The organism is Caballeronia sp. AZ1_KS37 (genome assembly GCF_023631165.1).
In the GTDB taxonomy this organism is placed as follows: Bacteria; Pseudomonadota; Gammaproteobacteria; order Burkholderiales; family Burkholderiaceae; genus Caballeronia; species Caballeronia zhejiangensis.
This window is the reverse complement of sequence record NZ_JALQDP010000043.1, coordinates 107,866-122,495: the sequence shown is the minus strand read 5'-3', so window position 1 is coordinate 122,495 and position 14,630 is coordinate 107,866. Positions and strand designations below refer to the sequence as shown.

Genomic DNA, 14,630 nt, shown 5'->3' with positions numbered 1-14,630 from the left:
CTGAAAACACCCACGCAAAAAGGCCCAGGACGACTTAAGTGCTGGGCAAGCCACCGGCTAGGCCGGTGGCGGAGGTGTTGTTAGGTAAACTGGCCGTACCACCACAGCGGCCAGTCCTCTTATTGTGCGAGAGCCTTTCGGCTCTGCCGGTCGATTAGTGACCGAAATAGACAGGAGCGATGCTATTGCCGATGTGAGCTGGGCCGCCCGAAGCCGACGCAGTGTCAGCCACGCCGCCGTAGCTCGTTTGCCCGTTCTGCGCTGCGACCTTCGCTTCGGCTGCTTGGATCTCTGCCGGATACGTCACTCGATCCATGCTCGGGTTGTATCCAGCGCGTTCGAGTTGGACCAGTTCTGCTTTTACTTGCGCGCGGGTCACCGGTTGGCTTTGAGCGAAAGAAGAAACTGCCGGGATAGCGAGTGCAGCGGCGACGACGATAGTTGCAAGTTTCATGATACTTACCTCCGAGTCTTGTTTTTCGCAAACAGCCCTGTTTGCGTTTCAGTGACTTCAGTATAGGTAAGCGCCCGCTTAAGATTAATGAGCGTTTGAACAACAAATTCTTGCTGTATTCGGGATAACCCTAGGTCGAGCTACGCAATGGGTCACGGCTTTGCGGATCTTCGGTGCGACGGCCCTGCAACGTGCGCGGCGTGGCCTCATCGGTGCTGCACGTTCCGCGTTGCCATGTATATGTCAAAAAGGCCTGAATGCAGGCGGCGGATCTCTTGACGCAGGGCAATCAGTTCGTGCCGTTCACCTTCACGTTCCCGACGCAAAATCTCTCCGAGTAAGGCAGTGGCACGTGATGCCGGCAGATCGCGCTGTACGCGCGCCTCCCCGAGCCTGCCTGCGACTGCCGGTTTGATGATCAGCAGCCACGCTGGAAACCACGCGTAATCTTGGATTTCCCCTGTGCCTCGGAAATCTGCATCAAAGCGTCGACGCAGTACGTTGAGCGAAGCGTCCTGCAGGGTGACGATGAGCGCGGTGAACCGGGCCGGTGCCAACCACGCCAACTCCGCAATTAGCGGCCATGCGGCATCGACTCCGGCGGAACGATAGCGCGCCTCGGTCATCCAGGCGAGCGGCGATGGAATGCGCCACCAAGACCCAATCGATTCGATAGCATCGCTTGCAGCGGCCCAGTCACCTGCCCGAAGCCACAGAGGTGCGGCGTGACTGTCCGGGTCACCGGCACGGTACCTCAACGCTGCGGCGCGCTGAGCGAGTTCACGCCAGCATTGTGTCATCCACAACTGGGCGTACCGCTCGGGCAAAACGTTTCGGGCAGCGTGCGCCACGTCATTCTCAAAGTGACGGCAGATCACGGCCAACTCAGCGTGGTCGGTCACGGCGAGCGTTGATGCATTCTCAAGTTGCTGGACAAGCGCCGTCATGGAAGGCAGGGCACTGTCGTTCGGGTATTCGCCGGCGAGCACTGCGAGTGCCGTTCGCGCCGCGGAGGCGTCGCGAAGCTGCAACTGCTCCACCACATCATTGCGCAGCGCTACGTCGCGGCTGTCGGCAAATATGTCGAGTTGCTGCATTGTCGTCGCGCCCAAGAAGGTCCATGAAGACGATAAAGGCTAATCGATTTCGCCGCGTCAAAGAAGCTGCCATGCATCGTTCGACGAAACGCTGTGTTGATTCTCGACTGCCAAAAAAAGAGCGAGGCATTATTCAGATGCCCCCAAGTTCGCCGACGCACAAATGTCCGTGCGCCAACGAGGCACGCGCGACAATAACGCACCCTTCCAGCCTGTTATGCTTTTGCGGCATGCGTTTTCCAGGCACCTCCAGTTCCTTCTTTCCCGATGTCATCTCGTCGCTCTTCCTCGCAAGCTGCTCGATCGTTGTTTCGCAAACCGCTCAGCAAAGAGATGCTGCTGCCCCTGCCTCCGTCGGCGGCGCAGACCGTCGCGTTATCGAATCACTTGACGTTCGCCGCCTGTCGGGCCGGCGCTGGATCGGCCTATCTTTTCAACGAGCTTATTCAACTGGTCTACGTCACGTTCTTTGTGCAAGATGCGGGCTATGGGGACACGGATGTAGTTATTTATGCACGCGCTGAAGCTGCTTTGGAACGCGCCTTGCAGCGCGCCGAAGTCGAGCGCCGATGGGCATTCGAGGCGGCGGACCTGCCGTTGTTCGAAGCGGTGTTGCAGCAGGCAGACCGACAACTAGCGAGCGCGCCAAGATATGTTCACGTTGCTGCACGGGACAGGCTTAAACGATTCGCCACTAGCGGGCACGCCTCGCCGCTCCCGTACACGGCGGCACGTCACTAATCGCAATCGGCCATAGCGCGAAAGTGCCCATTAGCACCAGACTGTCGTGTGCGTGGCGATAGTCGCTCAGTTCGAATGACGGCCGATATAATGGATCGCAGAAATTTTACGCATTGCACCGGAGTTCTCCTATGATCCAAACCCGCGGACCGAATGCGGGATATCGGGGCAAGCCAAACAGTCGGCGCCAACCTCATCACCTGACGAATCAGAAGCGCCCCGCGCGAGGCCCATCTCCTTCAAGGGAGACCAATGGCGCAGCGACGCCGGCGTCGATTATTAAGACGCGTTCGTTGAGATTCCTCGTCGATGCGGTCGGCGCGGAGAACATCGCGCTGGGGCTCGATTCCAGCATGACCCGGATCGCCGAACTGATGCGCGGAGAGCGATTCACGCCCGAGACCGCCTTCCATATGGAAACGACGCTTGGGCTGCCTTCCGGCTTTTTTGACCAACTTCATCCGGTCCTTTCGCCGGAGACGATTGCGCGCCTGAAGGCGCCGCTCGAGTTCGTCCATGCCGACGAGACCGTCAATGCCGACGAGACCGTCAATGAAGGTGGCATCGAGCAAGCACCCCTTCTTTTGAGTGCGCAGGAGCCATCGCTGCTTGTCAGCAGTTTGTCCAAGGATACGACCATGCGGTCTAAAAGTTCGAAAGAAGCGTCGGGTGCGACCAAGACCCGCGCCCAAAAGGCGTCTGCGCAGGCAAGCGGTCAAGCTGCAAGAGCAGCAGAATCGTCGAAACCGCACCAATCGCATCAAGCGGCCGGGCGGAAACGGGCGCGTCCAAACGGCGGTGTGACCGTAGAGCGCATCAGGCAGGCCAACCTTCACGTTCTCACCACACGCAACGGTTCGAAGGTCAAGCTCGGCGCAGTCTTGGGTCTGAGCGGATCAAATATGGCGCACCGACTCCACGGTAAAAAGCGCATGGATGATGCTGAAGCCGAGCGCTTCACCGCGGGTCTGGGTCTGCCTGCGGGGTGGCTCGACACACCCCGCGGTGAAGCCGACATTCCCGAGTCAGTTGCGCAACTGCTCGCGCCCACATCACGCGTGCGCGCGCCTGGCCAAGCACCGGCGCCCACCGCTGTGGCGGCGTCTGAGGACACAGCAGTCGCGGCGGCGCAGACCAGCGAGATAGAACAAGCGCTGCCTGGCGCTTCGAGCAACGCGCACATTGAGCCATTGCCAGCCGATGCGGCAGGCGACGGCGACCACGTTGCAAGTCCTCACCACGAGAACGTCAGCAGTGCAGTCGCAACGCGCCGCGACGGTCCCGTGCAACGCATCGCAAGCAACACGCCGGCAGCCGTTCCTGCACCGGTGGCGTCGGAGCCTGCGGTGGCAATGTCACCGCCTACAGACACGGCACCCTCCTCCACTTTAGGGACCACCTTGGACGGCCTGGACGGGATTGCACCTATCGCAGAGGCGCTCCTGAAGACGCTCGCCGGCAAGGCCCGCACCGGTCGCCTGGATGAACTGAAGGCATTGGAGTTATTGCGCCAGGCCGTTTTGCTCTAGCGGCGACGTCACGGCCTGTGAGCACAGGGCTCCAGGGCGATAGAATTCGCGCTGCGCGCGGGCTTCGTGCCTTCGTGCGCGAATGCCGACTTGTCTGGGACGACGCGTAAGAATAGCGCCTGTCATAGTCCGCTTGCCGCGCTGAGTGTCTACGCCACACGGCGCTCGTCGCTCGTGCTGACGTCCACCTGTCCTTGTGCGATTTTCTCGACGTCAAGCTCAAGCACGGACAGTCGGGCAAGTTGGACAGGAAGCAACATGTAGCCAATGCGAAGCTCATGCAAGCGCACTTTCCAATACCGAACGCTTATCGGCAACGGCACGGATGTTGCCCGTACTGCGGTCACCACTTTCTGTATATGCGCGAGTTCACGGTCCGCTTCCAGGGAGGTCCGCTTTGGCACGGCGGGACAATTAGCCGGCACTTGATGATGTCGGTTTGCTGCGATTCGCTTCATACGCTGTGCATCTCCTGATCGTTGAGACCAGCGTATCGAGGCTCACGGAAAGTCAAGGAAGCATGCGGGCGTGTATGAGACCGCGGCTCTGGAGGGTCGCTCCTTGCCGCGCTCCCGTAAAGGCGCAAGCGGCGCCGACGCGCTACTTGAGCCCAACCCTTTTTCCTTCCGGTCTAGCGCCTGTCGGCTTCCAATCGCGCGCGCAACGCACGCCCAACAAGCGAGTCCGCATTGCCAATCAGGCGTCGCACGCAATCGTCCACCGCTGCCTTCGAAATCTGACTCGCAGTTGCCGCTGCGACGAGGGCATCGTAGGCATCAGTGACGTCAGCCATCGACACTTCATAGCCGTAGCCGGCCTCCATCCATTGCAGTGCGCACAGCGCGCAGTCCATCGCGAACCGGGACTGCTTCGTCTCGAAGTCTCGCGCGGCGCGTATGAGCGTTTTGGGATCGGTGGGGCTCTGTCTGGACAGCGCAATGGCCTGATCGAACAGCCCGGCGTCTTTGGCGGCGGCAAACCATTTGCCTTCCGACCCGGGCTCGCTTCGAACCAGGTCAGACAAGATCGTTTCCGCGGTTTTCTCGGGGTATTTTTTGGTGATGGCCCGGAACGTTGCGAGGTACGTGCCTGCACGATTAGCGGCGATCGCATAGCGCTCATAGGCCTCCTCAGACATGCCGGACTCGAGGAGGATCGTCTCGCAGGCGCGCGCGATCGCGCCCTCGGGCGCATTCAGCCCTCGGCTCGCTTCAGCAAGGCGGAGCGCGTCGCCCGGCCGCCCAAGGCAAACCAGCGCGTCGACGGCCCAACGTCGATACCACCAGGAACTCAGCCGATCGCGCCGCACAAGCTCAACGATTTCCTCAAAGCGGCCGGCCGCGTACAGCGCACTCAAGCACGGCACGACGCCAACGAAGTAGTTGAATCCTTTAGCCTCCAGCACATGTGTGACGAGCGGCAACAACCGGTCGGCCCAGTCAGATGCCAACGCGGGCGTCACGCACAAGGTTCCCCAATGTTCGCCCAGGCTCTCGATGTAGGGCATCTGATCGTCCTGCAACGCGTCGAATAGTCGTTCCAGCCAACGCTGCCGTGCTGCTGGAGTCACGTCGGCGGAGGCGATCAGGGGGACAAGCGCCTCGATTGCACGATTGACCGCGCTGCCAAGGGCGCCCGAGGAACTATCGACGTGCTCGAGTGCGGGCGACAGTTTTTCAAGAAGAAGAACGGCCCCGTCGGCCGCGAGCGGGCGATCGGTGCGTGCGACCGAACGGATCTCGGAGACCGCCTCCTTCAGGCGTTGGATCGGCAGCGACGATCGCCATCCGAATGCGTTGCGTCGAAAGCGTGAAGCAAATGTCCATTTCGGTGAGGGCATAACAGTCAGGTTCCGTCCACAGAGGGCAGCGTCAAAATCGTCGCGGCCGAGCCTGTGCGGAAGTTGACGTGCGATAGCCAGAAGCAGGTGTGTCGTTTCGTGAGCGCTTTCAGGACGCGGCCAGCATCGTTCCTCGACAGGTGTCCACACCGCACCGGCACGCATAGAGTTTTTTGAGCGCAGCCGTTTTTCGCCCTTGCACGATTAGTCCATAGTCGATGAACAACTCTTCGCCGGGCTTGATGTCGCGCAGCGCGAGGAAGAACACCCGGCTGCCGTCTTGCTCGGCCTCGCAGTTCGGCGCGCAGCTGTGATTGACCCATCGCGCCGAGTTGCCGCCCTGTGCACCATCGATCACGCGCCCGTCGTCCAGATCGAAGTAAAAGGTGTGGCCGTCTTCGGCCGCCGAACGCGCATACTGGCGCTGCGCTTGTGCCCACGACACGCGCTTGCCCTTGTATTCCAGAATCTGCTCGTTGGCACGGATCTGAGTCAGCGCGAATACGCCGCGTCCGTGGACCGGCGAAGAACGTACAACGATGCGCCGCATTATTTTGCCCTTCCCTATTGCTGTGAACCGGTGAGCGACACGATGTGCCGCCGCCGCATCTTGGCATGATACGATCGCCGCACGCCCGTCGATACCCTTATGCCGTCTTCTTCCACCGGTCGCAGCCGCATCAAACGCAAACCGCCCCGCGGTACCCTCATGCGGTATGAGGATCGCATCGTTGAGGTGCTGGGCGAGGCGCGTGGCCGACGGATCATGATCCGCTCGATTCACGCGGACGGCACGGAACGTCGCACGGCCGTCAAGCTCAATAGCCTACGGCCGCTCGGAGCACAACTCTTCTAAGTCGGCGGCATGAAAGGCGCCGCCCTCGCTCACGCTTGGTTGACGGCGTCCTTGAACGCCTTGCCCGCGGTGAATTTGACCGTCTTGCCTGCCGCGATTTCGATCGGCTCACCGGTCTTCGGATTGCGGCCCGTGCGCGCGGCGCGTTCGCCGGCCCCGAACGAGCCAAAGCCGATCAATTGCACAGCATCACCTGCCGCCACCGTCTTGGCGATCGTCTCAAACACCGCATTGATGGCCTCCTCTGCGGCGAGCTTGCTCGTACCGGCTCCGGACGCCACCGCGTCAATCAGTTCCTGCTTGTTCATTGAAACGCTTCCTTTCTATTAAAAACAAACCCGATCATACCGAACGCTGGACACCCATCGGATCGCGACCCTCTGCTATCGACGAGTCTGCGTCGGTCCCATCCAAGTCGAATAGATCCGAGGTCGCGCTGCGCGCGTCAAGCAGCTCAGGCAAATCGCCATTTCGGACCTTGGCGAGCGTCTGCGGCGACAGCCAGATTTCCTCCATGGCCTCGATCCCCTCTTCGATCATCCGCTGCAGAAAGAACGATTGTTTGCGCCCTGTCGCCTCTGCCAACACGCGCAAGCGCTGTTCGATGACGGGATCAATCCGCACCGCGACCACCCGCAGCTTGTTCTCTGCTGATCTTCTCATCTGTTCGCTCCTGTTGGCCGACCACGCGGATGGCGCGCAGGCCTTGGATGGCGCCTACCCGCGGGCGCGATCCGATTAGTATTTATCGACGACCTTTCACGCTCGCCGTTTTGCCAGCCGGCGCCTTTCGGGCGACTCGCCCCGAACGCGCTTCGGCGGCGGTCACGCGCGTCGACGGCCGCGCCGCGGTGCGCAGCGACTTCAACTGTTCCTGCAGCGCGTGATGTGCCGCTTCGAGCGCCGCGAGCTTGCCTTGAAGCATCCCGTTCTGATGCCGCGTGTCGCCCTGCTGCGCCTGCAGCGCGTCGACGGTGCGACGATGCTCGGCCTCTCGTTTTTCCGCCCGCTTGGCCGCCTCGGCCAGTTCTTTCTGCGCCTTGGCCCTCGCGCTGCGCTCCCGATCGATCTCCAGGAGCGCGCGCTTCTCCGATGCGCGCAAGCGCTCCTCGGCACGGCTGGCGGTTTCCCGCAGCTTCTCAAGGTCGCGCGAGAAGGTGTCGCGCACTTTTTCAAGTTCCCGCTCGCGCGTCACCGCCTCCTCGGCGAGACGCTGGATCTGCGCCTCGAGCGCTTTGCGCGTGGCGGCCTCTTGTGCCTGCTGCCGCTCCAATTCACGTATCTCGACCTGCGCTGTTAGCAATGCCGCGGTGCGTTGCTCGAGCGCCGTTTCCGTGCGGCCCAGTTCTTCCCGGGCGGCGATAACCTTTCGCTCGGCCTCGGCACGCTGCGCCTCGACTTCGTCTCGCAGCGACGTGAGCTCGGCCTGCGGGGGGGGGGCCGCGCGCGGCCCCACCGTCCCCCTCAACACCCCCCCCCCCTCCCTCACATACATACGCACCTCCCGGTGGTCAATGCGCACCCGGCTCTTCTCGCGCAGCTCCGCCCAGAACTCGCTCAAGACCGACGCGGGCGTGCTCATCGTGCCGCGCCGGACCAGGTTGTAGAGGCGATTGGCCGTGGGGGGCACACCGAAGCGGAAAAACAGCAGTGCGCACACCTCGCGATAGAGCTCGCGGGTCTTGGGAAAATCGACCTTCAGGCGCTCAATGTCGGCCGCGAGGCGGGTTTCGTCGGAGAGAACGTCGGACATACGCGCAACGGAGCAAAGTAATTCGTCCATAATACAACGTAATCCGGCGAATTCCCAATCCTCGACGGCATCCGATTTGACATTAGTGCTATAATGTTGATAAATGGATGACGACCCGATGTCAACACAAACGTGACCTCAACGCCCGATGCGCCGACCCCACCGCCGTACGCGTTGCACCTGACACCCCTCGACGCGCTCGTCATTCCAGCCGAGCTCGACGGGTCAACGGGCGTAAATCGCGCAGTGACGGGACGCGCACAGATTGCCGCCGATAACGACCTCGACGCGATCCGCGCCTGGCTGTCACGCTTCGTCGATACGAAAACCACGTTCGAGAATTACCGCAAGGAAGCTGAACGGCTCCTGCTCTGGTCGGTCGTCGAGATGGGCAAACCCCTCTCCTCTCTGACCCATGAAGACTGCCTGCGCTATCAGCAGTTTCTCGCCGATCCACAGCCTGCCCGCACTTGGGTGGCCGGGGGCGGGCGCAAGCATCCACGCAGCGACGTGCGCTGGCGGCCGTTCTACGGTCCGCTCTCGCCGTCCAGTCAACGCCAGGCAACCATCATCCTGAACGCGATGTTCTCGTGGCTGGTGCAGGCCGGCTATCTGGCCGGCAATCCGCTGTCGCTCTCACGCCAACGCACGCGCCACGCCGCGCCACGCATCACCCGGTATCTGGAGCCGAGCGTGTGGCAGGAGGCCAAGGACTTCATTGCGACCATGCCCAAGCAAACGGACCGGGAAAAAGCCCATGCGTCCCGCGTACGGTGGTTATTTACGCTGCTCTATCTCGGCGGACTGCGCATTGCGGAGGTCAGCGCCACCACCATGGGCGAGTTCTTCGTCCGACATGATGCGGACGGCGCGCTGCGCTGGTGGCTCACCGTGCACGGCAAAGGCGACAAGCAACGGCTCGTGCCCGCGACGCGCGAGATGATGATGGAACTGTCCCGCTATCGGCAGCAGCTTGGATTGAGCGCCCTGCCGTCGCCCAACGAAGACACGCCGCTTGTGCTGCCGATTGGCGTCACGGCGTCGAACGCACGTACCGAGACGTGCGCGCCGCTTACGCGTGCGGCGCTGCACGCCATCGTCAAGGGCGTCTTTGCGGGGGCAGCGGCGCGCTTGCGTGAGCGCGATGAGACGCAGAGCGCGCGGGCTGATCTGCTCGAAAAAGCGTCCGCGCATTGGCTCAGGCACAGCGCGGGCTCGCACATGGCGGATCAAAAGATTGACCTGCGCACGGTGCGCGACAACCTCGGCCACGCTTCGCTGACGACCACCAGCATCTACCTGCACGTCGACGACGATCGTCGCCATCAGGAGACCGAAGAAAAGCACCGGGTAGACTGGTGAAACTTCGCTAGATCGCCTATCGCGTCCCGGTGAGCGCACCGCCGATTCTAGCCGTCAACCGTAACTCTGCTCATGAAAGTCCTCGTGCCCGAACCCCAGATCTCAACAGACAAACAGGCCCTCAGCTTCGTCATCGATTGGCGCGGAGAAAGCGTGTCGTGCGTCGTGACGCGCAGGTGCTTGGAAGTCTTTTTCTGGCTCCCGCCCGACGCGGACGATAGCCGGCTGGTGAGCGTGTTCAGGGACGGGTTCGCCCGGATCGAAGCGGTCGCGCGACGGAAATTGCGGGCCCGGCCAACGAGTCTCGTCCGTCTCACAGAGGCTGACTTTTCAGGTGGTTGACGGTCTCGCGTCTCATTTTGCAAACCCACACTGAAACGCTGGGTGCACCGCAACGCAAAGGCGCATGGAAACAGAGACTATTAGTTGCATCCGGCGGAGGGCGAAACACCCCGGGTTAACCACGGCCGCGCCACCGGCGACACCCCCAACTCACACTTTCGACCCACTTCGGCCCGTCGTCATGCGTCGTCTCTTTGACCGTTCCCGGGCCATACCCGTCATTTAGATTTCGATCGACCCCGGCGTCGTGGACCTCGCTTCGGATTACAAAAATGCAACCCGCACTTTTACATCCCGGATCTGCAAGGCCCTTCCACAATCAACCAAAGACAAACAGATGCATCGTTAGTGACAGCCGAAACATTGAGCTATATCCGTTTGTGTAAAGACATTGCACGGATCTTGTCCGACACGCGTCGTCAGACGCCGCATTGAGCTCAAGCCTTGGCAGCGACCGGGAGTCGGAATGGCGCACCGAGACGGTTGAAAGCGTTCATCGCGGCAATTGTTATTGTGAGATCGACGAGATCCTTCGGCGTGAATGCCGCTGAGGCCGCTGCATAAGCTTCATCCGAAGCGTGCGTTTCGCTGACGCGCGTCACTTCTTCGGCCCAGGCGAGAGCTGCGCGTTCCTGATCGGAGAACAGGTGCGAGACCTCGTCCCACACCGGTACCAGCGAGATCTTGTCGATGGACATCGTCTTTCTGAGATCACGACTATGCTTGTCGATGCAATGAGCGCATCCATTGATCTGGGAAACACGGAGGAACACAAGATGAATAAGCTCCTCGGGCAGGTTGGTGCTTTTCGTCACATAGTGATGAACGCCCATAAGCGCCTTTGCGCCGTCCGGGGCGATCTCGTGCCAGTTCAAGCGGGTCATCTTCGTCCTTTACCTTTCGTCCGTTGGAAATGTCTCCTGCGCTTACAGGCGCAGGTCGGTTACTTCACCTTTGCGCACGGCTCGTGATGTTACGCCGGCGATGCTCAGCGGAGTTTTCCTGCCGACGAAGCCGTCCGACAGCGCCGCATGGTCGCGCACGTTCCACATCAAGCCGTGAATGTCAGAGACGCATCAGGCCGTTGCCGCATCCGTCAAGCGCATACGGTCCAGCCAGTCGCCGAGAGTCATGCGGCCCTGCCGCATCCCGCCTGTCGGCACGAGCGAATTTTCGGCCATTGAGCCGCCGAAGTAGGTTGCCTTGTCGTCGGCGACCACCCTGCGTGCGTCACGCGTGGCGCGCAGATAGGTGCCGATGAACGCATGCATCGCGCCGCGTTCGGGACCGGCGATATCCACGACGCCGTCGAGCGGCACGCCCAGGGCGATCTCGACGATGATGGCCGCGACATCATCGGCGGCGATGGGCTGGAACTGATGCGGTGAAAGACGCACAGTGCCGTCGGCGGTGCTCAGATCGGCGATGGTGCCGAGAAACTCCATGAACTGCGTGGCACGCACGATCGAATAAGGCACGGGCGATGCCGCAATCAGCCGTTCCTGCACGCACTTCGCCGCAAAGTATGCATTGCCCTCCATTCGATCCACGCCGACGATCGACAGCGCCACATGGTGCTGCACGCCGGCTTTGCGCTCGGTGTCAAGGAGATTGCGCGTCGCATCGCGGAAGAAACACGTAACGGCATCGCCTTCGTACGTCGGCGGATTGGTCACGTCGATCACGACATGCGCGCCGCGCAGTGCGTCGTCCAGGCCCGCGCCGGTGATCGCGTTGACGCCCGTGCTCGGCGATGCGGCGACCGCCTCATGTCCCTTCTCGCGCAACAAGGCCACAGCCTTCGCACCGATCAGTCCGGTCCCTCCGATGACGACGATCTTCATGACACACCTCGTTGAATTGATGAAAGTGAAATCATTGTGTGAGAATCATGTCTTGGTTAGAAGAGACAAGAATCGTCGATCTGACTAGTCCAAGGATCACTCATGCGGAACCCGCAACACGCACTGAAGATTGATATCGACCGGCGGCACGCACTGCCGATCTATTTGCAGATCTGCGAGCGCTTCAAGGCCGCGATCGGCGCGAGACACCTCAAGCCCGGCGACCGTGTTCCCGCGCTGCGCGCGCTTGCCACGCAGCTCAACACGGCGCGCGGCACGGTGGAGTTGGCCTACGACATACTCGTCGACGAGGGCTATCTCCAGATGCGCGGCGCGGCGGGCACTTTTGTGTCGTCGTCGCTGCCGGCATCGGTTTCGAACTTGGCAGCGCCTCGAGTCTTAGAATGCGCTGATGTGCCGCGCGCGAAACCGGCACCGGAAATAGGACTCGGCCATGAAGCCCGCCCGCTGCGTCCCGGATTGCCCGCGCTGGATGCTTTTCCGCGCAAAGTGTGGAGCCGCATCATCGCGCATCGGGCGCGCAGCGTAGATCTAGCCTCGCTCACCTATCCCGAGCCTGCCGGCTTCGGGCCGCTTCGCGAACGCGTTGCGACTTATCTGGGCCTGTCGCGCGGTGTCGAGTGCGCGCCAGAACAGGTAATCGTGACGAGCGGCTATCGCGCGTCGCTTGAACTCATTCTGCGCAGTCTCGCGAAACCGAACGACAGCGCCTGGTTCGAAGAGCCGGGCTATTTTCTGGCGCGCGACTTTCTCAATCAGGCGGGGCTGAAGCTCGCGCCGGTGCCGGTCGATCACGACGGAATCGACGTCGATGCCGGGCAGGCGCACGCGCCGCACGCGCGCTTCGCCATCGTGACGCCGTCGCATCAAAGTCCGCTCGGCGCGACGCTTTCGCTGCCGCGGCGCATGAAGCTGCTCGACTGGGCGAGACACACGGGAAGCTGGATCGTCGAGGACGACTATGACAGTGAGTTTCGTTACGCCGGGCGGCCGCTGCCCGCGCTGAAGAGCCTCGATGTCGACGACCGCGTAATCTACTGCGGCACCTTCAGCAAGGTTTTGTTTCCCGGGCTGCGGCTCTCATATGTGGTCGTTCCCGAGCGGGCCATTGCACGCTTCGCGCAACTCACGACGAGCATGAACGCCGGACCGCCTTACCTGTTGCAGGCGGCAGTCGCGGACTTCATCGCACAAGGGCATTTTGCGCGGCATCTGAAGCGCATGCGCGCGCTCTACGCGGAGCGCCGCGAGGTCTGCGCCCGGGCATTGGAAAAAGCGTTCGGGGAGAAGGTACGCATCGAGCGGCCGTCGGGCGGCATGCATCTCGTGATGCTGTTCAACAACGTCAGCGGCGTCCCCGTCGACGATCTCGCCATCGCCGCGCGGGCGCAGGAAGCCGGGCTGGCGGTGAGCGCGCTGTCGTCGTGGCATATCGGCGCGCGCACGAAGCGCACCTTGCGCGGCCTGGTGCTCGGCTTCGCGAACGTCGCGGACGAAGCCGAAGCGACGCGGCTCGTGCGCCAGTTGCGGCGCGCGTATGACGGCTAGAGCGTCACGGTGGCGTTCTGAGCGTTGAAGAGATTGTGTTGCGCGAGCGTTTCGCGCGCCGCCTTCAGTGCTTCGGTCACGGCCGCTTCGCCGCGCACGAGACCTTGCAGAAGCAGAAAATGCACATCCGTTACGCCGATGCAGCCGAGCGCATAACGCAGATACGGCGAGAGGAAATCACGCTGTAACGCGTGTTCGCCGCTGTGATGACCACCCGAGCCGACGATGACAAATGCCGGCCGATCGCGCAACAGTCCTACCTTTCCTTCCGGCGTGCTGGCGAAGGTGCGATGAATGCGCAACACGTAGTCGATCCACAGTTTAAGCGCGGCGGGCACCGCGAAGTTGTGCATCGGCGTGTTGATGATGAGCACGTCCGTGGTTTCGATCTCGCGGATCAGTTGCTCGGAAAGTTCGAAATGGCGCTCATCCGGCTCGCGCGACGTGATGGCGCGCGCGTAGTCGCTGGTGAGCGGCGGCAAAGGATCTGCGGCAAGGTCCCGGCTAACCATGTTGCTTTGCGCGCGTTCGCCGAGCTTCCTGATCATGTCGAGCGCAAGCTGATAGCCGTGGCTGGCTTCGCGATGCGGGCTGGCATTAATGAACAGCACCTTCATTGCGCGGCCTCCTTGTGGATTGTCTGAAGCGACTCGACGAGATGCATGCCTTTTGCAAGCAGGCCGTTGCGGAAGTAGAAGCGCTGCGCGAACGGCATGTGCAGGCCGGTATCGAGTACGAGATGCGTGCACGCTGATCGGCTCGCGATGGCGCGGACCTGGTCGAGCAGCCCCGCACCGATGCCGCTGCGTTGCTGCCGCGCGGTAACAATGAGGTCGTCAACATAGAGGAAACGACCGTACAGCGTATTCATCTGCAGACGATAGCCGGCGAGGCCGAGGATGGCGCCCGATGCGTCGCGAGCGGCCAACAGGCGATAGTGTTCTTCATGCTGACGCTGAACCTGTTTAGCGAAGCAAGTGGCGTCTCGCAGATGCGGACGCAGTTCCTGCATGATTGGAAAGGCTTCGACCCATTCGTCGGGCGAATCAAGATGCTGGAATTCAGGTGGTATGTTCATTAGCGTTCTCCACAGTTTATGACACACACGATATCGGAGCGATGACTTAGCAGGCCGTTGAAATATCCGTCGTTGGCGCGCTAAGGCGCGTTGCGACGGATGCTGAACTCGCATTTCTGAATCGCACAAAAGCCTTTGTGAGCGTTCGAGGCTGCTCGTGAGTTC

16 protein-coding genes are annotated in these 14,630 nt (G+C 61.6%); 5 read left to right on the top strand and 11 right to left on the bottom strand.

What is annotated here, in order from left to right:
* Positions 1-154: 154 nt before the first annotated feature.
* Positions 155-454 carry a DUF4148 domain-containing protein gene (locus tag NCS00_RS29700; protein ID WP_250441804.1) on the bottom strand — a complete coding sequence of 100 codons (300 nt, stop codon included), beginning with the start codon at positions 452-454 and terminating at the stop codon, positions 155-157.
* A gap of 206 nt (positions 455-660) precedes the next feature.
* A complete protein-coding gene (locus NCS00_RS29695) occupies positions 661-1,551 on the bottom strand; it encodes a hypothetical protein (protein WP_250441803.1) in 891 nt (296 codons plus the stop codon).
* Positions 1,552-1,884: 333 nt separating this feature from the next.
* On the opposite strand from NCS00_RS29695, the gene NCS00_RS29690 reads away from it, so the two are divergent.
* Together NCS00_RS29690 and NCS00_RS29685 are read left to right on the top strand one after the other, a co-directional pair.
* On the top strand, positions 1,885-2,292 hold the full coding sequence (locus NCS00_RS29690) for a hypothetical protein (RefSeq protein ID WP_250441802.1): 408 nt from the start codon (positions 1,885-1,887) through the stop codon (positions 2,290-2,292).
* A gap of 131 nt (positions 2,293-2,423) precedes the next feature.
* On the top strand, positions 2,424-3,821 hold the full coding sequence (locus NCS00_RS29685) for a hypothetical protein (protein WP_502801609.1): 1,398 nt from the start codon (positions 2,424-2,426) through the stop codon (positions 3,819-3,821).
* Between the two features lie 631 nt (positions 3,822-4,452).
* On the opposite strand, the gene NCS00_RS29680 is transcribed toward NCS00_RS29685, so the two are convergent.
* The 5 genes from NCS00_RS29680 to NCS00_RS29660 all read right to left on the bottom strand — a co-directional run bounded on the left by NCS00_RS29680 (position 4,453) and on the right by NCS00_RS29660 (position 8,270).
* A complete protein-coding gene (locus tag NCS00_RS29680; RefSeq protein WP_250441800.1) occupies positions 4,453-5,661 on the bottom strand; it encodes a hypothetical protein in 1,209 nt (402 codons plus the stop codon).
* A 109-nt stretch (positions 5,662-5,770) separates the two neighbouring features.
* Positions 5,771-6,211, bottom strand: a complete 441-nt coding sequence (locus tag NCS00_RS29675; protein WP_250441799.1) for an SET domain-containing protein — start codon at positions 6,209-6,211, stop codon at positions 5,771-5,773.
* 335 nt (positions 6,212-6,546) lie between these two features.
* Positions 6,547-6,825 (bottom strand): HU family DNA-binding protein, encoded by a 279-nt coding sequence (locus NCS00_RS29670; RefSeq protein WP_053572625.1) that lies wholly within the window; start codon positions 6,823-6,825, stop codon positions 6,547-6,549.
* 34 nt (positions 6,826-6,859) lie between these two features.
* On the bottom strand, positions 6,860-7,180 hold the full coding sequence (locus NCS00_RS29665) for a YlcI/YnfO family protein (protein WP_250441798.1): 321 nt from the start codon (positions 7,178-7,180) through the stop codon (positions 6,860-6,862).
* A gap of 82 nt (positions 7,181-7,262) precedes the next feature.
* On the bottom strand, positions 7,263-8,270 hold the full coding sequence (locus NCS00_RS29660; RefSeq protein WP_250441797.1) for a DNA-binding protein: 1,008 nt from the start codon (positions 8,268-8,270) through the stop codon (positions 7,263-7,265).
* Between the two features lie 132 nt (positions 8,271-8,402).
* On the opposite strand from NCS00_RS29660, the gene NCS00_RS29655 reads away from it, so the two are divergent.
* Positions 8,403-9,632 (top strand): tyrosine-type recombinase/integrase, encoded by a 1,230-nt coding sequence (locus NCS00_RS29655; protein WP_250441796.1) that lies wholly within the window; start codon positions 8,403-8,405, stop codon positions 9,630-9,632.
* A 72-nt stretch (positions 9,633-9,704) separates the two neighbouring features.
* Complete coding sequence (locus tag NCS00_RS29650; RefSeq protein ID WP_250441795.1) at positions 9,705-9,974, top strand: DUF1488 family protein; 270 nt, start codon at positions 9,705-9,707, stop codon at positions 9,972-9,974.
* A 437-nt stretch (positions 9,975-10,411) separates the two neighbouring features.
* On the opposite strand, the gene NCS00_RS29645 is transcribed toward NCS00_RS29650, so the two are convergent.
* Together NCS00_RS29645 and NCS00_RS29640 are read right to left on the bottom strand one after the other, a co-directional pair.
* Positions 10,412-10,858, bottom strand: coding sequence for a carboxymuconolactone decarboxylase family protein (locus tag NCS00_RS29645; protein WP_250441794.1), 447 nt, complete (start codon positions 10,856-10,858; stop codon positions 10,412-10,414).
* A 192-nt stretch (positions 10,859-11,050) separates the two neighbouring features.
* Positions 11,051-11,818 carry an SDR family oxidoreductase gene (locus NCS00_RS29640; protein WP_250441793.1) on the bottom strand — a complete coding sequence of 256 codons (768 nt, stop codon included), beginning with the start codon at positions 11,816-11,818 and terminating at the stop codon, positions 11,051-11,053.
* A 102-nt stretch (positions 11,819-11,920) separates the two neighbouring features.
* Here NCS00_RS29640 and pdxR point away from each other — a divergent pair, with 102 nt between their 5' ends.
* Positions 11,921-13,387 (top strand): MocR-like pyridoxine biosynthesis transcription factor PdxR, encoded by a 1,467-nt coding sequence (pdxR, locus tag NCS00_RS29635; RefSeq protein ID WP_250441792.1) that lies wholly within the window; start codon positions 11,921-11,923, stop codon positions 13,385-13,387.
* On the opposite strand, the gene NCS00_RS29630 is transcribed toward pdxR, so the two are convergent.
* Both NCS00_RS29630 and NCS00_RS29625 read right to left on the bottom strand, forming a co-directional pair.
* Positions 13,384-14,004 carry an FMN-dependent NADH-azoreductase gene (locus NCS00_RS29630; RefSeq protein WP_250441791.1) on the bottom strand — a complete coding sequence of 207 codons (621 nt, stop codon included), beginning with the start codon at positions 14,002-14,004 and terminating at the stop codon, positions 13,384-13,386. The genes pdxR and NCS00_RS29630 overlap by 4 nt on opposite strands.
* A complete protein-coding gene (locus NCS00_RS29625; protein WP_250442076.1) occupies positions 14,001-14,465 on the bottom strand; it encodes a GNAT family N-acetyltransferase in 465 nt (154 codons plus the stop codon). The genes NCS00_RS29630 and NCS00_RS29625 overlap by 4 nt, the downstream gene beginning before the upstream one ends.
* Between the last annotated feature and the right edge of the window lie 165 nt (positions 14,466-14,630).